This is a genomic window from Nocardia sp. 2TAF39 (assembly GCF_052114905.1).
In the GTDB taxonomy this organism is placed as follows: domain Bacteria; phylum Actinomycetota; class Actinomycetes; order Mycobacteriales; family Mycobacteriaceae; genus Nocardia.
Genome location: NZ_JBFRFQ010000023.1, coordinates 1 through 20,642, shown reverse-complemented (window position 1 = coordinate 20,642; position 20,642 = coordinate 1). Strand labels below are relative to the sequence as shown.

The 20,642-nt window shown below is 62.5% G+C and carries 17 protein-coding genes; 9 read left to right on the top strand and 8 right to left on the bottom strand.

Annotation, left to right across the window (positions count from 1 at the left end; translation table 11 throughout):
* Positions 1 to 56: 56 nt before the first annotated feature.
* From AB4Z47_RS16420 to AB4Z47_RS16410, 3 genes are all read left to right on the top strand, one after another.
* The gene (locus AB4Z47_RS16420) at positions 57 to 461 is read left to right on the top strand and encodes a hypothetical protein (protein WP_441951689.1); all 405 of its coding nucleotides are present in this window, start codon (positions 57 to 59) and stop codon (positions 459 to 461) included.
* The gene (locus AB4Z47_RS16415; RefSeq protein ID WP_441951687.1) at positions 458 to 796 is read left to right on the top strand and encodes a hypothetical protein; all 339 of its coding nucleotides are present in this window, start codon (positions 458 to 460) and stop codon (positions 794 to 796) included. The genes AB4Z47_RS16420 and AB4Z47_RS16415 overlap by 4 nt, the downstream gene beginning before the upstream one ends.
* 184 nt (positions 797 to 980) lie before the next feature.
* The gene (locus AB4Z47_RS16410) at positions 981 to 1,463 is read left to right on the top strand and encodes a DUF4254 domain-containing protein (protein ID WP_441951686.1); all 483 of its coding nucleotides are present in this window, start codon (positions 981 to 983) and stop codon (positions 1,461 to 1,463) included.
* 8 nt (positions 1,464 to 1,471) lie between these two features.
* Here AB4Z47_RS16410 and AB4Z47_RS16405 read toward each other — a convergent pair whose 3' ends face one another.
* Together AB4Z47_RS16405 and AB4Z47_RS16400 are read right to left on the bottom strand one after the other, a co-directional pair.
* Positions 1,472 to 2,233 (bottom strand): ESX secretion-associated protein EspG, encoded by a 762-nt coding sequence (locus tag AB4Z47_RS16405; RefSeq protein WP_441951685.1) that lies wholly within the window; start codon positions 2,231 to 2,233, stop codon positions 1,472 to 1,474.
* Positions 2,233 to 3,894 (bottom strand): hypothetical protein, encoded by a 1,662-nt coding sequence (locus AB4Z47_RS16400; RefSeq protein WP_441951684.1) that lies wholly within the window; start codon positions 3,892 to 3,894, stop codon positions 2,233 to 2,235. Before AB4Z47_RS16400 ends, AB4Z47_RS16405 begins: the two co-directional genes overlap by 1 nt.
* A 212-nt stretch (positions 3,895 to 4,106) precedes the next feature.
* Between AB4Z47_RS16400 and AB4Z47_RS16395 the strand changes: the two genes are divergently transcribed.
* Together AB4Z47_RS16395 and AB4Z47_RS16390 are read left to right on the top strand one after the other, a co-directional pair.
* A complete protein-coding gene (locus AB4Z47_RS16395; RefSeq protein ID WP_441951682.1) occupies positions 4,107 to 4,505 on the top strand; it encodes a hypothetical protein in 399 nt (132 codons plus the stop codon).
* The gene (locus AB4Z47_RS16390; protein WP_441951681.1) at positions 4,502 to 5,107 is read left to right on the top strand and encodes a DUF3558 domain-containing protein; all 606 of its coding nucleotides are present in this window, start codon (positions 4,502 to 4,504) and stop codon (positions 5,105 to 5,107) included. Before AB4Z47_RS16395 ends, AB4Z47_RS16390 begins: the two co-directional genes overlap by 4 nt.
* A gap of 31 nt (positions 5,108 to 5,138) precedes the next feature.
* Here the strand turns inward: AB4Z47_RS16390 and AB4Z47_RS16385 are convergent, their stop codons facing one another.
* From AB4Z47_RS16385 to AB4Z47_RS16360, 6 genes are read right to left on the bottom strand one after another with little or no spacing between them, the layout of a single operon-like run.
* Positions 5,139 to 5,945: a hypothetical protein gene (locus AB4Z47_RS16385; protein ID WP_441951679.1), complete on the bottom strand. Its 807-nt coding sequence runs from the start codon at positions 5,943 to 5,945 to the stop codon at positions 5,139 to 5,141.
* Positions 5,942 to 8,305 (bottom strand): TPR repeat region-containing protein, encoded by a 2,364-nt coding sequence (locus AB4Z47_RS16380; RefSeq protein WP_441951678.1) that lies wholly within the window; start codon positions 8,303 to 8,305, stop codon positions 5,942 to 5,944. Before AB4Z47_RS16380 ends, AB4Z47_RS16385 begins: the two co-directional genes overlap by 4 nt.
* Before the next feature lie 8 nt (positions 8,306 to 8,313).
* On the bottom strand, positions 8,314 to 8,634 hold the full coding sequence (locus AB4Z47_RS16375) for a hypothetical protein (RefSeq protein WP_441951677.1): 321 nt from the start codon (positions 8,632 to 8,634) through the stop codon (positions 8,314 to 8,316).
* Between the two features lie 59 nt (positions 8,635 to 8,693).
* Positions 8,694 to 9,626 carry an aminoglycoside phosphotransferase family protein gene (locus AB4Z47_RS16370; protein ID WP_441951675.1) on the bottom strand — a complete coding sequence of 311 codons (933 nt, stop codon included), beginning with the start codon at positions 9,624 to 9,626 and terminating at the stop codon, positions 8,694 to 8,696.
* Complete coding sequence (locus tag AB4Z47_RS16365; RefSeq protein WP_441951674.1) at positions 9,623 to 10,753, bottom strand: aminotransferase class V-fold PLP-dependent enzyme; 1,131 nt, start codon at positions 10,751 to 10,753, stop codon at positions 9,623 to 9,625. The genes AB4Z47_RS16370 and AB4Z47_RS16365 overlap by 4 nt, the downstream gene beginning before the upstream one ends.
* Positions 10,750 to 13,155: an ATP-binding protein gene (locus tag AB4Z47_RS16360; protein ID WP_441951673.1), complete on the bottom strand. Its 2,406-nt coding sequence runs from the start codon at positions 13,153 to 13,155 to the stop codon at positions 10,750 to 10,752. The genes AB4Z47_RS16365 and AB4Z47_RS16360 overlap by 4 nt, the downstream gene beginning before the upstream one ends.
* A 442-nt stretch (positions 13,156 to 13,597) precedes the next feature.
* Here AB4Z47_RS16360 and AB4Z47_RS16355 point away from each other — a divergent pair, with 442 nt between their 5' ends.
* The 4 genes from AB4Z47_RS16355 to AB4Z47_RS16340 all read left to right on the top strand — a co-directional run bounded on the left by AB4Z47_RS16355 (position 13,598) and on the right by AB4Z47_RS16340 (position 20,156).
* A complete protein-coding gene (locus AB4Z47_RS16355) occupies positions 13,598 to 14,722 on the top strand; it encodes a restriction endonuclease (RefSeq protein WP_441951671.1) in 1,125 nt (374 codons plus the stop codon).
* A 583-nt stretch (positions 14,723 to 15,305) separates the two neighbouring features.
* Positions 15,306 to 15,440: a hypothetical protein gene (locus AB4Z47_RS16350; RefSeq protein WP_441951669.1), complete on the top strand. Its 135-nt coding sequence runs from the start codon at positions 15,306 to 15,308 to the stop codon at positions 15,438 to 15,440.
* A gap of 187 nt (positions 15,441 to 15,627) precedes the next feature.
* On the top strand, positions 15,628 to 17,637 hold the full coding sequence (locus tag AB4Z47_RS16345) for a site-specific DNA-methyltransferase (protein WP_441951667.1): 2,010 nt from the start codon (positions 15,628 to 15,630) through the stop codon (positions 17,635 to 17,637).
* Positions 17,634 to 20,156, top strand: coding sequence for a DEAD/DEAH box helicase family protein (locus AB4Z47_RS16340; RefSeq protein WP_441951665.1), 2,523 nt, complete (start codon positions 17,634 to 17,636; stop codon positions 20,154 to 20,156). The genes AB4Z47_RS16345 and AB4Z47_RS16340 overlap by 4 nt, the downstream gene beginning before the upstream one ends.
* Positions 20,157 to 20,642: the final 486 nt, after the last annotated feature.

Sequence of the window (20,642 nt, the reverse complement as noted above, 5' to 3'; positions counted from 1 at the left end):
ACAGCATTTCCACCCACCAACGCCGATCATCCCGTGAAAAAGGAGTGCACTGCCCCATGTTCAATGACCGATACCACGACAGGACGCGCGCCTTGCACATTTTCCCCACCGATGCCATGTCGGCGGGCCTCGCACTTCGCAACTGGCGACGCTGGATCCAATCGCATCCACCGCAGACGCCCTGTATCTCGGGCCGCGCAACCTCTCGCTATCACCTACCTGCGCCCAGGTACATCGCTGCGGGCGAGGGTCATGTGCGGCTGTATGCCGATTGCGGGCGCGCGAAGTTCGACAGCGAGAACCGATTGGTCAGCGTGGCGTGTCCCGCCGTGTTCTGCGGCTCGGTCCCGGTGTCCGACAACCGGATCGACGAACACCGCACATGGGACGCCCAACCGTGCCGGTGGGTCGGAGCGCTGATCATCAACGACACCGCTGCGGCGGCACAGGCGATCTCATGAACACACCAACGGCTCTCGATCCTGACGATGGTGCGTACCGGCACGACTGTCTCACAGACCCGGGCGTGCTCACCGACAACGACGCGATACGCGCCATGAGCATCCACCACAGCTGCCCACCCCAATGTCTGGTTCTCGGGCGGGCGCTGGACACCCTCAGCACGGAATACCCCTCGATCGCCACCCCACACGCCCACTCCACTGCCGCCGACCCCACACAACGATCCGCGACCACTCCCCTGCGATCAGAGCGATCCAACGAACTGGATCACCACCTTGCCGACCAACTCCGGAAACTACAGGAACTCCAAGCGCACATCGAGGAGACGAAATGATCACCCCGACAACAATCTTCGAGCGCACACGCACTCAAATCGCGCGCTGGCTCATGCTGGATACCGCCTCCGACCACCGAACCGCGATTCCATCCGACCGTCAACTAGGACAGCGGCGGTCACCGCGAGCAGAGGGTTCGGCGACCACAGATTCTGGGCGGCTGGCCCACACGGTGAGGCAGTCATGAGGACACCGCTGCCGTCCAAGGACATGATCTTGCAAGCCTGCGCTGGAACAGTGGCCATCCAGCATCCGATCCTGCAAGGCGCCTACGAACTGGCCAGCTTGCACGAGGCCCGTCAAGACGAGAACGCCGATATCGGCGCAATCGACCGCGAGCGCGATCGACTGGTGTCGCGCATCGACAGCTGGGTTACCGCCGATCAACCGCCAGCCTTTGCTGCCGCATACCAGCACACCGAGACGGTCGGCATGGTGATCGACCGGCTCGCTCAGTTCTCGGTCGATGCCCGCGTCGCCTCCACGCAAAGCACGTCGACACTGGTTTCTCGCTACACCCAGCATCGCCTCACCGAGCTGGCCGCGGGCTACAGCGATCTGTGCTTCGAGATCGCGGCCGGAACGCGCCGACTGCCGGACTTCTCATTCCCAGTGACGGAGGGAGATTCGGCCGAACTGGATCACAGGCGTGGCCCGTATTGGTAAGCCACTCCTCAAACGCGGTCGAGTGCAGCGCAGCGGTGCAGTTCGCGGACGATAACTGCTGGGGAGGCGGGTGTGATGGTGGTGTCGTTGTCGTTGACGTCGATGAGGTAGCGACCTGCGGCTGGGTGGTTGTTGCGGATGTCGATCCAGCTCAGGTATTCCGGTGGCTGCGGCCGTTGACCGTGGGTGTGGCGTTGGATCCGGAAGTGGCCCTCGGTGGTACGGGGTAGCCGCAGCAGAGCGCGGATGCGTTCCTCGACGGCACGTTCGCCGTTGGGCGCTGGTTTCCACGAGGTCGGCGGCTGTTCGCCACGCACCCGTGGCGTGTAGCCGATCATCGTTTCGACAGCACCGGCCGGGGATGGCGGCATGGTCGCGGCGATGTGCTTGGCGAGGTGGTGCCGTTGGGTGACAACGAGTTTGATGTCGCCGCCGAAATCTGGGGTTGGACCGGATTTTTGGAACAGGATGACGCCGAGGTCTGCCGTCGCCGCACCGAGCGAGCGAACCCGCTTGGGAGAGTTGAGGGATCGGCCTTTGCAGACGATGCGTAGATCAGGATGTGCGAGAACCCGAAGGGGCCCGGTCAGATCAGGATCCGCTCCGCGTGGGTAGCGGGCGCTGATCTCCTGGATCAACGGCGTGTATTCCTCTGCGGTCGTGGCTGATTCGAGGACGGCGATCGGGTCCGGATATACGTCGAGCCCGGTTTCGGTCCAGATCCACGCGAATTCGTCCGGAGTGAAGGTCCACACCGTCTGGGTCTTCACTACTCGGCGCCCGACCTTCGCTTCCCGGGCTCACCGGCTGGCTGCTCCGTCGCCGTTCCGGCATCGGCATCATCTGCGCTCCACCCGTATTCGGCGAAGAGGTCATCGAGCGAGGGGCCCGTCCCGGAGAACCCAGCCGACTCGCCGCGCTCTGCTTCGGCGTCTGGGGATGCAGAGGGATCCGACGCTGGCAGCGTATTCGCAGGCGGCGCGGATGCGGCGTCGACCGCGGTTCGCGGCTCGACGGGTGCAGCCTCAACGAAAGTCGGTGTTGTTGGTTGCGGAGCGCGGACCGGTGTCGGCGGAATCGCCTCGACGATGGCAAACGGATCCACTCCGGGGAAACCAGCATCACCGATCACCTCGACAGGCGTATCCAACCCCTCAGTCCAGTCCGAGGCGACTCCCCGCAGATAGTCGGGAGCATGGTGCTCACCGTCGCCTTCACCGTCTTTACGTCGAGCACCAGCACCAGGCGCCATTGGTCCCGAAGTGCCCATCCCAGTCCGAGCTGCTGCCGCCGCGCCCGCAGCAGAGCTGACCGCCCCAGGAGCAGCAGCACCAGGTGCACCTGGAACCGACGAACCCGAGCCACCCATCCGAGGACTCGTGCCGGGGCCGCCCACACCGTTTGCTCCCCGCCCGAGTCCGGTCAACCCCGAGGCTCCGGGCGTGCTGAGGCCGTTACCAACACCCGCAGGTGCCGTTGTCGTGCTCGGACCGGTGCCCGTCACGTCCGGTATGCGCACCCCTGCCGGACTCGTACCGGATGGCTGGGTCGCGGTCGGGGACGAGTTATCAGATACGGCATTTTGCGGTGCCGTAGCACTGTCAGCGCCGGATGGATCTCCGGACGTGCCGGGGCCAGCTCCAGTACGTCCGGTACCGGTGCCATCGTTCGCGCCGACGACGCCCGGGTCCCCATTCGCCCCGATCTGCGGAACCGTCGCATACGTGGGCACCCCGGATCCGGCAGGCGGGAACGTCTCCTTGTAGACGGTGTTGAGAACCCTGATGGCCGCTTGCCGGGCCTCTGCTCGGTCGTTGTCGAGCTGGTCGGAGTATTCAGGATTGATCAGACCTGGCAGCATCGACTGGGCAGGGTTGTCCGGATCCAGCCCCATCACGACCGACGACGGCGGAGACGGGACCGCGATCCGCACTGCCTCTGCGGCCCAGGCAAGAGAGTCCAGTCGCTGGCTCATCGTCTCGAACACCCGGCCGACCTGATTGGCAACGGCCGAATACTGTTGGGAGGCACCCTGAGCCGCTGATCCGCTCGCGCCTTGCCAGAGCCCGTTGCCGAAGACCCGATTCAGCCCCATCAGGTTGAACGTCGACAGATTGGCGAGCTCGGAGAAGCACTCGAACCAAGTTCTGCGCATCGTCTGAAGGCCCGCCGCGTCCAAACCACCCGAACCTCCAGGGTCACCGTGGACCGCTGCGTACATGGCTTCCAGGGTCATGCCCTCGAAGTGCTCTTCGCTGTTGACGTAATCCGGGTCAGCGCCTGCACCTAGGTCGCTGAGTTCCGCGTCATCGCGGCGGACTCGCGACTGCGAATCGGCCGACCGCTGCGCAGCGACCTGAACGTCGTGCTGGTCCAACAGATCCTGCAAACCGGGAATCGACCCCGTGGAGGGCTTGTCTTGATCGCCCATCGTGGTCATTCCCCCCTAGGCATCACCGATCCGTCCATCCGGAGCCTAACACGCCCCATCGAGCAGATCTTCGCAGTTGAGGCTCGGTACGGCTTGCAACCCGTACCCCCGGAAGCGCTGGACCAACCGGGGCGCAAGGCCAGACGTTGGGCAGCCGAACCCGTGGTCGCCTCGTGTAATCTGCTTCGGAAGCCAGCAGATTGGGGGCAGCGGTGAGCACAGCGAATATCGACTACGGGCAAACCAGGATCAATGCGTTCAACGACGCAGCCCGTGCTGGAGTTATCGAGTTCGATCCGCTGGCTGTTGAGGAAGCGGTCCGGCTGTACGACCAGATGGTCAACGGACTGACGAAGATCCGCGACAAGCTGATTCGTCTTCAAGACGCGAAGGGATTTGGCGGTTTCCCTTCTGGACAGGAGCTGCAACAGGGATTTTCGAACAAGGCGGCCGAAGGGGTCGAGGTGATCAACCAGTTGATCGACGGAGCCATGCGCCTGCAAGAAGCCTACCTTCGCGCGGGCCAGCTCATTGCAGAGGCCGATCAGCTCAACGCGAACCGAATCAAACTCTTGGGAGATATGCCGGAGATGGGTGACAGGGCTCAATGAATCACGGTTACATCGCTCTGGCTTTGGTGTCGACCGCCATTGTGGCTGGCGGTTGCTCGAGTCGTGAGGATGGGGGTGAGCAGACGGTCGCGGCCACATCGACGACCACAGCACCCAGCATCGCCGTATCCGTCAAGCCTGCCCCGACTCAGCCTCGTAACTCCCGAAGTCCAGTGAAGTTCGATCCGTGTTTCGAAATCGGCGATGACACCGTCGCCAAAGCGGGGTTCGACCCGAAAACCCGAGAGCGCACCGATCAAGTTCATGATGACTATGCGTTCATCAGCTGTGCCTTCGAGCGCAAACAAGAAGTGCGTGGCCACATCCTGGGGGTGGGTTCATTGACGATTTCTTCGACCAATGTGACGCTCGATGAGTTCCGGAAGCGCGAAGGCGGCAAAGCCGCAGGAATAAAGGTCAATGGTCGCGACGCGATTACCTACCGGCGCCCTGAAGGAGAAGCCTGCTTCGTAGTCATGACCGGTCCGGACAGCACTCTCGACGTATCAGTGAGCAGCACGGGAGCACTCACTGACTGGAACGCGTGTGACCATGCTCAGGAGATCGCAGGAATCGTAGAGCCAGCCCTCCCCGCCAAGTAAGTCCTTGACGCAAGCCTTACTTGGTTTTTGGTTACGTTGATGAGCCAATCCATTCGGGGTACTGGATCGCCACCGGTTGCGCGGGAACAGTGAACGAATCTGGAAATTGTAGTGTCGGAGATCCCGGCTCGTTCTTCAGCCACGGCAACCGTTGCTGAAACCATGTTCTACACCCTGGGGGGTCGGTATTGAATTCGCGCCTGATGGACGTGACGTTCCAGCGTCCGAAGACATTCCATGTGGGTGGGCGGCGCGCTGCCGGATCATGCTGATCGGGGGCACGATCAGCAACACCCGGCAGACCTGGATCGTTGGAGGAATTCTCCAGTCGAATTTCAATCACGGACATGTCCCTCGCGAATTCAGAGCGCTCCGCCGAGCTTGAGACACCTCCTGTCGGCACCACATATCGACACACTGTCGCCGTGACACTGTTGCCAGCAGCAGTTAACGCGGTGATGTGGCTGTAGTCCGTTTCGTTCGCGTCCTTCAGCCAGTCCCCGCTCTGGGTCCCTTTGCCATGGGTGAACAGATAGCCAGATGCAGAATCGCGCTCCAGATCGCCAGTGGGCTCACGGCCGGCCAACTCCGAAACCGCCTCCGGGTAACCGGAGTAGGCGTAGTTCGTCCCGGCGTTGTAGACAAGCCAGCCTGACTCATGTGCGGCCCGCACCAGTTCAGCTTCTCGAGAGAACAGGTCGATTCCAGGGTCGGCCGACCAGACATTCGCGTAAGGGATCGATGATTCCTGCGGTGCTGGCTTGTCCGCGCAAGCGGACAACTGTGTAACTGCGAGAGCCGCCAGGAACACGGCGAAAAGCCGTTTCCGGAACCTCATCTGGACTTCGGTATCGAGTTGGTGACGGTCTCCCAAGCGTCGCGCAGGGTGTGTCCGTGACCATCCCCCGGTCGGCCGATCGAGTTGAACAGTTCGTTCGCCTGTGCTGTCAGCTCCGACTGATTCGAATCCAGTTGTATGGCCGTCCAAGGTTTGAGGCTCCCGTTCTCGAAAAGGTCGGGATAGGTGCTCTGCAGATCGGTCGGTACCTGAGTGCGAGCCAGTACTTCGTAGTTTCGCTGAGCGAAGTCGGGCGGTCGTAGTTCAACCGTCTCCGATACGCCGTCGGGTTTGGGACCGATCAGATTCGCCTTCAACCACTCACCTCCGCCGGTCATGAAGTCGCCACCGAACTTTCCACCGGAGAAGCTCTCGGTGAGCCCGCGGGTGCCGATCGACTTCATGCTTTCGTAGGCAGCAAGTCGCCTGTCGTACATATCTTTTTCGTCGGCGTACTGGTTGTCGTGCTCTGCTTTGGACTCCATGTACAGACCGGCATCCATCAGTCCGTTCAGTCGTCCTGCGGTCGTGAGTCCGACCGTCGATCCTGGCTGGTATGGGTTGTTGGCGTACTCTGCTTCGTTGCGAAGGATTCCAAGCATTGCCGCGCCGTTGAGGTGGGCACCCGCTTGATCGTCGGTATTCATCAAGGCGAAGATATTCGCGGCGCCTTGGTATGTGCCATTGCCCTGGGGATCGAGCCAGCTGGTCACCTTGTCGCCGTCGACGTGCCGGGGGACATCGAACCCGGGAAGTTCGGGCCGAGGGTGCCCGGCCAAGGTGTCGACGTACGGCGACATCCCTTGCGAGACCTCTTGAATCAGCTTCGGATTCAATGCGCCACTGGTATGACGGTCGCCGTACTCGAGTCCTGTCAGCTCTTGCCAGCGCTGTGCCGGATTTCCGCCGGTACCGTCGCCACCTGCGATGTACTGTCCGACCGAGCTCATGATCTTGCCCGTCCGCTCGGCGGTCTGTACGTCGGCAGGGTTTCCGGGGTCCTCCACAGTTGCGTCACGGTCGCCGAAGTCGAACATGGTCGATACGGCTTGGCCTTGATCACTCCATTCGTGGGTGAACACATTGTTCAGCAACTGCTCGTGATCAGGCCCGGTGACCAACTCTTCGACCGCCTCCTTGTCCCTACCCCCGACAGCGAACATGTCCTCGCTGATTCGCTGGCCGAACTGGGTTGGCGACGGACCATCACCGCCGTCGATCTTCAGCGAGGTTCCGCCCAAGCCGTGGTCGGAGCCCTTGTACTGCTCGTATCCATCGAGGTATTTCGACCCGACCTCGAGAAGCTTCCGATCGACATCGGTGCCGAGTTGGTACTGCGGATCACCCGCTCCGATGATCTTTGCGATCGCCTGGTTGTCAGCCACTCCGTTGAGGTTCATCTCATGGTTCACGAGGTAGCTGGACTCGTTCGTGACCAGGTCATCACGGGTCAGCGACTCGCGTATCTTCGCAGGCAACTGGCTTAGACCACCCTTGCCGCCATTGGGCAGGTCCTTGTCCCCGGTGGCAACCGGGCCCGCATTGATCGACGGATTCGACACGATCTGCAGCGAGTTCGCCAACGCGCGCTGCGCATCCGGTGGCAGCTTGCTCATGATCTGCTGGACTTCCTGGGGGCTCTTGCCATCGAGCGACTGGCTGATCCCGTTGAGGTATTCCATCTGCGAAGCGGGAATTGTCGAGGTCTCTCCCCGCTGCAACGCCGCGACCTGCTCAGGTGTCAGCTGACCAGCCTCGATGAGGCGCTGCACGCCGTCCGGGCCCAGGATTCCCGAGTCAGCAGTTAGGCTCGCGCCGTCTGCCTTGCCTTGGTCAGCACCGAGCGCAGCAGTGGCGACGAAGGCCGCCCGCAGATCTGCACGGGCGTTGTTCAGGTCGTCGCGGACCTTACTGTCGGCTTGCACGGTGGAACGGACCGCGTCATTCAGCTCGGACTGGAGGTCAAGCAGTGCCTGCTTGTCCGCATCGATGACCGACTTCCCAGGCGGAATGCTCAGCGCGAGAGTGTCGGCGATGGCATAGCCACGCCGTTCCGCTTCGATCAGAGCACCCCGAGCCCGCCGCAGTGGTGCATCGATCTCGTCATACCCCTGCTTGGCGCGCTGTGCGACAGCACCGATCTTATCGGCGAGCGTCTGCATGGTCTTCTGGTCAGCCTGAGCACGTTCTTGAGCCGCTTGGGCGCATTGTCCGTCCCAGTAGGTGCCGTTCACCTTCGTGACGGCGTCGACGTACCGGTCGAAGAGGTGCTCGAGGTCCGCACCGAAGGTGATCCAGGAATCACCGAGTGTGATCAGCTTCGACGGATCGGCGTACTCGATCCAGTTCTTCAGAGTCATTCCCGCCCCTACACCGTCCAGTCGCCGGTGGACTTGCGATAGAGATCCATGATGTTGCCAGCGTTGCTGTCGTCGGTGTCCTTGTACTGGCGGGCGACGTTGGCCATCACGTCACCGGTCTCGCCCAGGCGCTCTTTTACCGTTGGAATGAGAACGCCGAGAAGCTGTTCGCTCTCTAACAGCAGACCGGCACTGACGGATTGCAGTTTCTCGTGCGGGCTCACATCGGATGTTCGCTTCGGCTTGACGCCCTCGGCCTCACGGGCCAGGTCGTGCAGAGTTGTTCCGAGCTTCCCCAGCGTCTCCAGATCAGCTTTGAACGTACCCATACGCCCCCCAATTCAACGGTGGAACTGTCCAGCTTGAACCCCCAGCACCCTACCGCAGTTCACACTGTCCCGACTTCGTCGACGATCCGCACGGGATCAGCGTTCTCGATGAAGATCTCGATCCGTTCGGCAGGCGCAGGTAGATAGGAGCGGTATTCGGCGACAGCGAAAACGAATGTCCATGCGCGCAAACGGACGTGGTCCAGTAGCGGGTGACTGTTCAGGTGGTCGAGTCGCTCTGAGATGGAGGTGGGGCCGTTCTGGATCGCAATCCACAGGCCCGCTTCGGCGTTGATGTCACCGACGGCGCCGAGGGGGTCGATGGCGTACCAGGTGCTGGGGCCTTGAAGGACGTTCTTGGCTTGCAGGTCTGCGTGGAGCACGTGCCGGGCCGAGCTTGTGTGTAGCAGTGCGTCGAGTACGTTCTCGGCGTGTGCGAGATGGGTTGTGGCGCCGAATCGCTGCATCGCTTCGGCGTATTGGGGGTCGGCGAATCGTTCACGGGCCCAGTCCATGCGCATGTGTGCGATGTCGGCGAGGTCTTTGAGCTTGGGTGGTTCCGGCAGGTGGGGTTGATTCAGTTGGGTGAGTAGTTCACCGAATTGGGTTGAGTCGGTCGCGTCGTTGTCGGGCCAGGCGATGGTGCCGGGGGTGATGCGGGTCATCAGGAAGACTCCGGATGTGCTGGCGCGCTGCAGTACTGCTGGTGCGGCGTTTGCTGCGGCCCAGCGTTGCAGGAGCGCCATCTCGGTGTATCCGGATTCTGGATCGACGGGGATCTTCAGCACCGCTGGCGTGCCGTTAGGAGCTGTGCAGTAGACGCAGCAGGACATGGCTCCGCTGTCAGCGATGCTGTGCAGGGTCAGATCCCATTGCCGGGCGTAGTTGGCGATGCGTGCGGGCAGCGCATCCAGCCAGGATCGTCCGTCTGGCTCGCCGCGCAGGAAGATGATCGCCTTCTCGAGCCGGTTGGGAATGGGAGGCACGATCATCGTTCGAGTACCTCCTGGATCCGGGCGGTAAGGGTTTCGATGTCGCGCTGGTCGTTGTAGATGTGGGTGGATATTCGCAGCAGGCATTCACCGGCCGGACCGGGACCGATCCATGTTCGCACGTCGGCTGGGTGCAGGGCTGCTTTGACCTCGGCCACGCTCACACCGTCGAGGATGAACGATCGCATCCGTGGTGGCAGGTATTCGGTGGTCGCGGTCGGTTGTCCGCCGAGGCCGGTGATGGCATCGGATGCGCTGTCAGCGACCTGTTCGCAGTAGGAGAATTGGTTGCCGCCGCGCCATTGGTTCCACTGCGCTATTGCGGTGTCCAGGCATAGGCGTGGGACGGGATCGAAGGTTCCCGGCCACGAGAATCGTTCGATCAGGTCGGGAGAGTCCCATGTCAGGGATACTTCGGCGGGCCGGACTTGGGCGGTGAGTTCCGGTGCGAGCCAGAGGAATCCGACGGGTCGCAGTGTGGGTAGCCATTTGTGCAGGGTCCCGAACATCGCTGTGACGTCCCATTGCGTTGGAGACATGGGGATGTGGCCGGGACCGTGGGCGGCGTCGAGAATCAGTTGGCCGCCGCGGTGTTTCACCCACTGGGAGATGTCGGCGACGGGTAGCCGGATGGCCGCCGATGAGGAGATCAGGCTCATCTGCAGATAGGTCACCGAGTCCGGGACGAAAGCCTCGAGTTCGTCCAGCAATTGCTGCGGACCGTGGAATGGCAGCGACACCGGAACGATGACCAGGCGTGCACCGGTCTTGGCGCACGCGAGCTCCCAAGCCCGCTGGATAGAGGAGTATTCGGTGTCGAGCACGACAACTGTGTCGTCGCCCGCCAGTGGAAGCGACTCGATGATCGCGGCCGCGCCGGATGTGGCATTGGTGCACAACGTTGTTCGGCCTGGATTGAAGCCGAATGTTGTTGCCGTGAGAGTGGTTTGGGCGGTGAGGCGTTCGGTGAGTTCGGCGCCGAGGTGTCGGGTTGGGTCGGATTCGATGTGTGTGCGGATGCGTTCGGCTTCGGTCATCACCTGTCGTGATGTGAGGCCGTAGGAGGCGTGGTTGAGCTGGATCAGGCCGGGCGCGAGAGCGAATTCGTCATACGCGGCAGGCTTCACGACCCGGCCCCGTTGCTTCGGACCGCGGCGCGTAGTTGGGACAGGCTGGGCACATCGAACCGGAAGATCGCGTCTGCGGCCTGGGCATCGTCTTGTGCGACGCCGAATTCCGTGACGGCGAATGCGACGGGGTCCCACTCGCGAGCCCGATGCCCGAGTGCGCGCAGATAGTCGGCGAGTCGGTTGCATCGGTCGGCGGCAATAAGATCCTCACGGCACGCGCTGCGGAGTTCGATGAGCAGACGCTCCCCAGCGAATGGCCCGGACAGGTCTTCGAGTTCGCGGATCTGGCAGGCCAGTGTGGTCGCGACCCGACCGAGCGCCGAAGGCAGGCTGACATCGAGGTAACGGGCGAATGCTTCGGCGGATTCGGTGAGCCGGTGCTGCAAGCCGAGAACCCTGCTGGAGTCACGCAGGTGCGGCGGGTTCTCGCTGGCGACGCCCGAAGTTTGGGACATGCGGGCCAGTTGTTCGAGCAGCTGCCACGAGCGGTCGAGTTCCAGGCAAGCCAGGGTTTTCTTGCTCAACCAATGCAGCGCTTCGTATTCGGCGTATGGGTGCCCGGTTGTCCGAGCCACCTCGATCGCGAGCATCAGCCAGCGCTCAGCATCGGCGGGCTCGTAGGCGGCCAGGTGGGCGAGTCCGCGATGCCCATGTGCTCGAGACTGCACTTCCGCGTCGGCACCCATCGCCGTGACCGCATCGCACAGCTCGATACACCACGATGTGTCTTGTACCGGACCGCACAATTCGACTTCGGCCTTGAGGATCAGCGCCTGCGCCCGGATGTCGCTCGGTTCAGGATGGGCATCGATCAGCCCGTCGAGTACCTGGCTGGTCTGATCCCAGCGGCCGGTCATGCGAAGGTTGCGAGCCCACAGCAGCCGCACATGAGCTTCCAGCGCCGGGGCAACCGTTTCGGTCGCGGCGCGGGCGAGGGCCGCGGCACAGGCTTCGGTGCCCGCAACATGGTCACCTTCAGCAGAAAGGCATTCGGCCAGCAGAGCGGATGCGTCGAAGGAGGGTGTTTGCTCGACCGCGATCCGTGCGAGATCACGAGCCTTGGACACCGCACCCAAGGTGAACTGGCGTCGCGCCGCCGCCAACGCGAGAGCGCCTGCCTTCACCCGATCCCGTGCCGCGACGGCCACTGCTGCTGCCCGGACTTGCAGTTCGTCGTCCCAGTCTGGCTCGGCTTCCAGGATGGCCAGGAGCCGAGTGTGGTGTCGTCGCCAGCGCGGTGCGTTGGAAGCCCCGCGCTCGCGCAGGATCTGGGCGAACAACGGGTGGTGAATGAGGTAGCGGTCGAAGTCTCCGCGCGGCTCGGCGGGGCGTACCAGTCCGTGTTCGGCGAACAGCAGGTGCAGACGCTCGTATACGTCGTCGATGTCCATGCGGGCCAGCTGCGCGAGGTAGTCGACCTCGAAGCTGTACCCGATCAATGCGGCGATTTCGAGTAGCTGCTGATCGGCGCCAGTCAGATATGACAGTCGCTCTTCCAGCACAGCAGTGATCTGCTGCGGTGCCGCCCCGCCCGCCCGATCGCCGAGACGCACCAACGATTCGGCGAACAATGGGTTGCCCGCACTCAGGCGGACAATCCTGGACACGACATGAGGTGGAACGGCGGTATCGCTCGCGGCTTGGCGTACAAGCTGTTCGGTGTCGGTGTTGGACAACCGAGGCAGGTCGATGACGCCGGTGTCGGGAAGATACCGGCACAGCCGAAAGACGGCCCGTTGCAATGGATGTGTCTGCTCGGCCGAGTACAGCTGATCAGGACGATAGGCCAAGACCAGGATCAGCGGACCCTTGACTCGCAGCGCGATCGTGGTCAGCAAGTCGATGGTTGCGGTATCAGCCCAATGCAGATCATCGAGGACCATCAGCACCGGGCTGTCGGTGAGCAGGTCTTCGATAAGGCGGATCAATTGGTCGAGCCGACTATCGATTTCGGTCTGCTCATGGCCGGATTGGGCGAACGTCTGTCCGGTGCGCACACCCGCGGCGAGGAGGTGGCCGACGACCGGAACCGACTCGATCCAGTCCGGGGCATGCTGGCGGAACGACGACGCGACCCGTTCGAGCCGAGTCCGCGACCCGGAACGCTCGGCCGATGAGGTCAAAGATCGCAGACACTCTCGGACGGCTTGAAAAGAGTCCGAGGCAAGGGAATTCAGCATCGCCTGCCCATAACCGGACAACAGACCAGCCTCCGCGTGCCGTTGCACCGCACGGTGGGCAAAGGTCGCCAGCAAGCTGGTTTTGCCGACGCCGGCCTCACCACGCAGGACGACCACAGCACTCTCGTTGGCTTGGATCGCGAGGTCTACGCGATCCAGTAGTTGGGACAGCTCGTCGGTACGGTCGACCAACACAGGGGGCGCAGCCAGGCCCGACAAGATTTCCCCTCCCACTCATCCGACGGGTGTGATCACGAATTGTAGTCCCGGACTGAGGAATTCACCGAACAATAACGACGACGAGGTTCCTCGCGGCCACGTCCAGTCAGGCGCCGCAGCCCATGAATGGATGCAGGGGATGCCGACCCGGCTGACTTTCTCCCAGGTTACGTGGGCGATGGTGGGACTGTGTGGCGGAGTCCGAGTGTCGACTGGGATCTAGCACCAGGCTGGTCACCTGCCAGTTGGACCCGCACCGCCAGGCATGCGGTTAGCTGATCGGTCAGCCGGTCCGGTTGCCCGGCCCGATAGGCTCGCCGATTACCGTGCGTCATCCTGATGCTTCTGGCATGCGAGCGGGGCGATCGTGCTGTTGATCCGCCAGCCCCTCCTATTGTCGCGAACTACTATCGGTGCCTTCGGATTCAGGGAGGGAGTTTCGGTGATTGGTCGCGAAGCATTGCGTGGAATCGTTCTCGAAGAGGTACTGGCGCGGTTGCTACAAGACAACGGCTACAAGCTCCTCGTGTCCGAGCACCAGGATCCCGATGCGCTCAAGCAGGCCAAGCACGGATTGCTCGTGCGTGGGCGCGGCGGCGAGCATCAAGCCGACGTCATCGGCGAGCTCGACCTACCTGTCCCGTTCTCCCTTCCACTGCGACTGTTCGTCGAAGCCAAGTTCACCAAACAGAAGGTCGGAATAGCGGTGGTGCGCAACGCCCACGGCACCATCCACGACGTCAACGAGCAGTACTCGCCCTTCTCCTCGGGCGTGCACTCGGTGCCGATCCGGCGATACCAGTACCGCTACACCTTGTTCTCGGCCAGCGGATTCGCGCCGGAGGCGCAGCGATACGCGCTGGCCCAACAGATCTCGCTCGTCGATCTGTCCGGTTCTGGCTTCGCTGAGCTTCTCGCACTAGTCAGCGATATCGCGGACGCGACACGCGATCTCGCGCTAACGCGCCAGATCAACCGCTTCCCAGTTGGGCAAGTGCGCGCAGCCCTCCGGCGCGCACTGGGCACATGGACCGGAGGATTCGAAACCCCCGCTGAGAGCGCCGAGACAGACGCACAGAACGAGTGGATCCCGGACAAGGAGGTCTCGCAATACATGAATGTGGGTCGCATGCCTGGCAAACGAAGTTCGCAGGTGCTTCCGCACGCCCGGCTCATGACGATCGTGACCGACATGCACAGCGACCGACTCGGTGACTTGATCGTCGGGTTTCCCTCCGCGCCCTTCATCCTGGTTCTGAGGATCGAGTCCAGGGCAGACTTCGGGACCTATCTCGCCCGGCACCCCGGCTCGGAGATCGCCGTGCACATCGAGTTCGTCCATCGCGGAAAACACGAGGGCGACTGGGTCATCGTCCCCACTGATGGGTCGCCGCAGTTCCGCCTGGTTTTCGCGCTGCCGGAACTGCTCGCTGACTGGCTGCTCAACAGCGACGGCCCCGCAGCACCGCGGGTGCGCGACATCAAACGAGGCATGCTGTCCTCGATCGTCGTCTTCCAAGGAAACCGACTCCTGCGCCTGCTGTACCAGCCGCACCACCGCCGGTGAGTCCGACACGTTGGCGGACAAGGCGCAGCTTCGGGTGTGTGTCCCGCAACGTGGCCAACCGGCCGTGTCGGCCGTCTGGACGACGCAGACGATGTTCGCTGGCAGCCGGCAGACGGGTATCCATACCCGAACGCTGCAAACGTCCTGTACGTAGCCGCGATCAGGGATCCTCCTTTCGCTCGTTGGCTGCCGCTTTCGATCTTATGCAGTGTTGGTTTGTCGGCGAGTGGCGAGCTTTTTCGCATGGGGTATGGGCTGAGCAGATTGCTGCGCACCGAGGACGACCGGACTGATCTGGTGCCCCGGATGCGGACTGCGGTGATGCTTATGCGCCCGACCGGCCGCCAACACGCGGACGTTGGCCGCGTGGTCAGCGTGTGGCGCGGATCTCGGCGGCGGTGACCTGTCGGCGAGCACGGCTCGATCTCGGCTGCGGCACAAGCCAACTCACCATTCCCCACGTCAGTGGGACTCTGGAAAACACCGGATCCCGGGCGAGTGATCTACGGGTGGCGTTGCGCCGGGCCTACCAGGCGCTCGGCCTGGATGCCGCAGCCGGTGGCGATGAGGTTTCCGAGACCTGGTGCTGGCCAGGATAATCGAGCCGAACAGCAAGGTCGACTCGCTGCGGGTGCTGTCGGGAACCGGCATCGAAACCGGGTCCTATCGGACACTGACCCGGCAACGGCCACCACCACGCCGACCGGTCCTGGCCTGAAATCGAAGCTGGCGCCATACGAGGGTTCGCACTTGCATGTATTTTGGGGTGGGTCTACCGGGGTAGCCAGGGCAGCGTGAGAATACTTCGGCTGAAATCGGATCAGGCGGGCCGTCTTCCACGCAGGCGCCTGACTGGTCGACAACATTGGCGCCTGCGGGCTGGGACGTAATGGACGGAAGGTTGCATGGCGGCGGGGTACAGCGGAGGGCTCGAACTCACCTGGACTAACAAGGACAAAACGCTCCTGTCCACCGGGGACGGCAAGTACGACTACACATTCGTCGATCGAGCCGACTACCGCGTCTCCGAGGTTCGCCTCCTGAATGAGGTTGAGCGCATCGAAGCGCCGCCGCCCGAAGATCGGCCTGATGGGTTGCCCGAGCCTACGACCGACAACCTCCTGATCACGGGCGACGCCATGCATGCTCTGGACGTCCTCAACAAGGTGCCCGAGTACGCCGAGTGCTACCTCGGCAAGGTGAAGTTGGTGTACATCGACCCTCCTTTCAACACGGGGCAGGCGTTCACCAACTACGACGACAACATCGAGCACTCGGTCTGGCTCACGATGCTTCGCGACCGGTTGAGGCAGATCAAACCGCTGCTGTCTGACGATGGCTCGGTGTGGGTCCATCTCGACGATGCCGAGGTGCACCGCTGCCGATCAGTGCTGGACGAAGAACTGGGCGCGGAGAACTTCCTTGCAGAAGTCGTATGGCAGAAGGCCACATCGCCGCGAAACGACACGACAGGTTTCTCGGTCTCGCACGACAGTTTGTTGGTGTATGGCAAGACCGATCGCTGGGTCCCGAACCGGATGAAGCGGCTTGCATCCTCGAACACATCTCGTTACCGCTCCCGGGATGGTGATCCAGTACCGTGGCGCGACGGCGACGCAACGGCCGGAAAGGCTGCGACCAACCACCCGATGGTCTACGGCATCCAGCACCCGGTCACCGGCGGGCTTATGTACCCAACCCCTGGGCGATGCTGGGGGAAGGCGCAGTCTTGGTTCTTTGACCAGATGAACGAGTACGCGAAGTACGAACTGCGCGACATCGGCGATGAGGAACGCCGAGCAATGATTTGTGGCACTACCCCTGATCAAGTGAAGCCGGGCGTCCCGGCCATCATGCTTGCGGAGCCGCTGGAAGAAGCAGCCAAGGCGGCGCGCGCCAGGTACGAGGCGGGACACTGGCCCGAGCTGGTCTTTCTCGACCTCGACAAGGAACGGATCCAACGCAAGAAGCATTTGGCTGACGAGGGACGCGTCCCGGAGACACTGTGGTTCGCATCAGATGTCGGCGGGTCGTTGCGCGGCAAGAACCAGGTACGCGATCTGTTCCCGGACCTGCACGCCTTCGCCACCCCGAAGCCGGAGGAACTGCTCCAGCGGGTCATCCACATCGGCTCGAACCCCGGAGACATCGTGCTCGACTGCTACGGCGGCTCTGGAACAACCGCAGCGGTCGCACACAAGATGGGGCGCCGCTGGGTGACCGTCGAACTGCTCCCAGCCACAGTGGCTACCTACACGAAGCCACGGCTGGCGCGGGTGGTGAAAGGTGATGACCCAGGCGGGGTTACGACATCGACGGAGCGTGTAGCAGATGCAAACCTGTTGGACGACCTGACGCCCGAGGAGGCACAGGAGTTCAACCGTGTCCTGAACAAGGTGGTGAAAGCTGTCGATGTCGACACGAACGCGATAAAGGCGCTCCGGAACGTCACGAAAACGAAGAACCAGACCACGACCAATTGGCATGGCGGGGGCGGATTCTCGCATCTCGAAGTCGGCCCATCGATGTTCGAGAGCATCGATGATTTTATTGTCCTCGCTGAGTGGGCAACCCAAGGCGACCTCGCGCGAGCAATGTGCGCCCAACTCGGCGTTCGCTACCGGCCCGATGGGATCTTCGCAGCCAAGCGCGGTCAGGTGCGCTATGTAATCCTGGACGGTCTCGTCGGACACGGCACCGTGTCGGCGATCCTCGACCAACTTCCCGAGAAGCAGATCGTTGAAGTCTGGGCGACTCAGATCGATCTGGATGCGGAGGAGTCTCTTCGCAAGTCCCGGAAGGGATCTCGGCTCACGAAGATCCCAGAAGCTGTTCTCGACACCTACCGTCGACGGGCAGCGAAGACAACTCCATTCAAGCGCGCTATTCAGGAACCGGGGGGAGCCGACTCATGAGCGGCATCCAGATCGACGACGACCTTCTCTCCGAGATTGCCCACCGGCTCGACCTGCGCAATCCCAATCGCGAAGCGGTCGAAAGCGTCGCGGCGATGACCTCGATGCACTTCGACGTCGATATGAACACCGCTCCGTTCGAGTGTGTGGTCGACTCGGCTACCGGAGTTGGCAAGACCTTCGTCATGGCCGGACTCATCGAGTACTTCGCCGGGCTGGAGACCCCTGCCCGCAACTTTCTGCTCCTCGCCCCGGGCCGCACGATCCGCGACAAGAGCATCAAGAACTTCAGCCCAGGCCACCGCAAATCACTAACCGGCGCAATGCAATCCGAGCCGTTCGTGATCACGGCCGACAACTTCAAAAGCCCGGCGACGCGCAAAGTGATGGAGGACAGCAGCCGAACGAAGCTGTTTGTCTTCACCGTCCAGGCCCTCACCTCGAAGACAGGTGAGGGACGCGCGACACACGAGTACCAGGAGTGGCTGGGCGGATCCCTGTTCAGCTGGCTCAGCAGCCTCGACGACCTGGTCATCCTCGCCGACGAGCACCACTGCTACCGCGGCGCGGCGTTCTCGAAGACCATCACCGACCTGCAGCCCGAACTCGTGGTCGGTCTGACGGCAACCCCCGCGAAGACAGACGAGAATCTCGTGGTCTACCGCTATCCGTTGGCTCGCGCGATCAAGGACAAACTCGTCAAGACGCCCGTCCTGGTCGCACGCAACGACGACCGGAGCGACGACCACACTAAACTCCTCGACGGGGTCACGCTGCTGCGCTACAAGGAGCGCCTCGCTCACGCGCGGTGCGACGAAGAGGGAATCTCGCGAATCAATCCGGTGATGCTTGTCATCGCTCAAGATACGGCCGAAGCAGACCGGTATCAGGAATTGTTCGACAGTGAATCGTTCGACAACGGAGCCTGGATAGGCCGAACGCTGCTCGTCCACTCGAACCTGAAGGGCGACGAGAAGGAAACCGCGCTGGCCGCACTAGAGGACGTGGAGGACCCTGATTCACCCGTTCGCATCATCATCAGCGTTGGCATGTTGAAAGAAGGCTGGGACGTCAAGAACGTCTACGTCATCGCCTCCATGCGCGCTAGCGTCTCATCGGTGCTGACCGAGCAGACTCTCGGACGAGGCATGCGACTCCCGTTCGGCGAGTACACCGGTGTTGAGATGCTCGACACCGTCGAGGTACTCGCTCACGAGCGATACGAGGCCCTGCTAGCCAAGCGGCAAGCGCTCAACGAGAAGTTCATCGACCACGCCGTGCTCGCCGAGATCCGCCGCACCGCAGCAGGAAAGCTCGTGGCTCGCAAGAAGATCGTCAATGAAGAGGCTGACGTCATCCCGCCGAACCCGGCACCGAGCGACAGCACCACCGACGAGACGGCGCCGGACGCCGCGCAGACTCATTCAATGACGTCCAGTACCCACGTTGCCGAGCCCAAGCCAGCGGGCGGAATCGTCGACCTGGAAAGTCTTCTGGGACAAGCCAAGGATGCGGCAGACGAGACCGAGTCGAAAGTGCGCAAGCACTCCCCGCTTCTGGACCGGGCCGAGATTGTGATCCCCTACACGGAGAAGGTGGCTTCCAAAGCGGTTGTCTCCCTGAACCAGATCCATGACGACGCCCCCTTCACGGCGCTCGGTAAAGCCCTCGCGACCGAGGCCGATACCGACTTGCGCCGGACACTGCTGCGGCCTGACGAAGGCGGCACCGTCCGTGGCGTCCAAGCCGAGGCGAGGGTCGAGGCCCTCGCCCTCGATATCCCGCTCGAAACCTCTCGCGCCGGCCTCGTGAAGGCCATCATGCGCGTCCCGAGCGTCCGCCCAGAGGCGGGGGAAGCACGCGCCGCACAACGCCTCGCCGATCTGGTCGTCGATGCAATGGGAACCGACGCGCAAAAGTACCTATCCGCGTTCTGGGAGCGTGCTGCCCGAAGGCTCACCAACCTCGTTTCGGACAAACTGAAGAAGGTCGCCAACCAGAACGTTGTGTTCTCCGACGAGGTGCGGTTGCAAAGACTCGAAAAAGAGCGCCAAACCACCAAAGAGCACGTCGACGGACACTCCGAGCCGCACTCAAAGTCGGTCGCCTACGGCGGTTGGAAGAAGTCCCTGTATGAGTACGCCTGGTTCGATACCTCGCCTGAGTACAAGGCTGCTCAGGCGCTCGACGGGACCCCGACCGTCATCGTGTGGGCACGCCTCCACCGCAACGACCTGCCGATTACGTGGACCCAGGAGGGCCGCGAGTACAACCCCGACCTCGTCGCGATCGAGGAGGAGAACGGGCAGCGAACATGCTGGCTCATCGAGACCAAGATGAACAAGGAAGCCCATGCCGAGGACGTCCAGGCCAAGGCAAAGGCTGCCAAGACCTGGGCCAACACCGTCAATAACAGCGGAAGGGTCGATGGCAAGTGGCACTACATTCTCCTGACCGAGGACGACGTCAACGACGCCGGACTCGACTGGAACCAGATGAAGGCATTCGGCGCACGGTAAGCCCGGCGTGTAGACCGGGCCGCCTTGCGGCGGCTTACTACTTCGGCTGCTGAGTGGAGTGTTTCAGAAGCGGTGAGGGCGAACTCCCCGCCTTGGCCCCCGGTCGGCAACGCCGTCGCCTGGCCCCACTGGGCCAAGCGCGACTGGAACGACTACATCGCCGAACGAACCTAACGCTAAACGAATTGGCCAATAGACTGCTGCAGCAACGATTTAGCCACCTCTGCTCGCCGATCCGAAGGCCGTGTGCGCACTACCGGACGACACTATTGTTCGTAAATCCCGAATCTTCAAGGCCTCAGCGTATTCGGCGGAGGTATAGCGCTCCCGCAGTTACACGGTGTCCGTGGCCATGAGAAAGTCCCCACGGGTGGCCAAGTGTAGGTCGCCGCTGGCGGCCAAGTAGAAGTCCCCATTCCCTTGCTCGTCGTGTCATGCCCGGAACTCGTGGCCTGGGCGGTGACGGTGATAGCGCCAACTGTCATC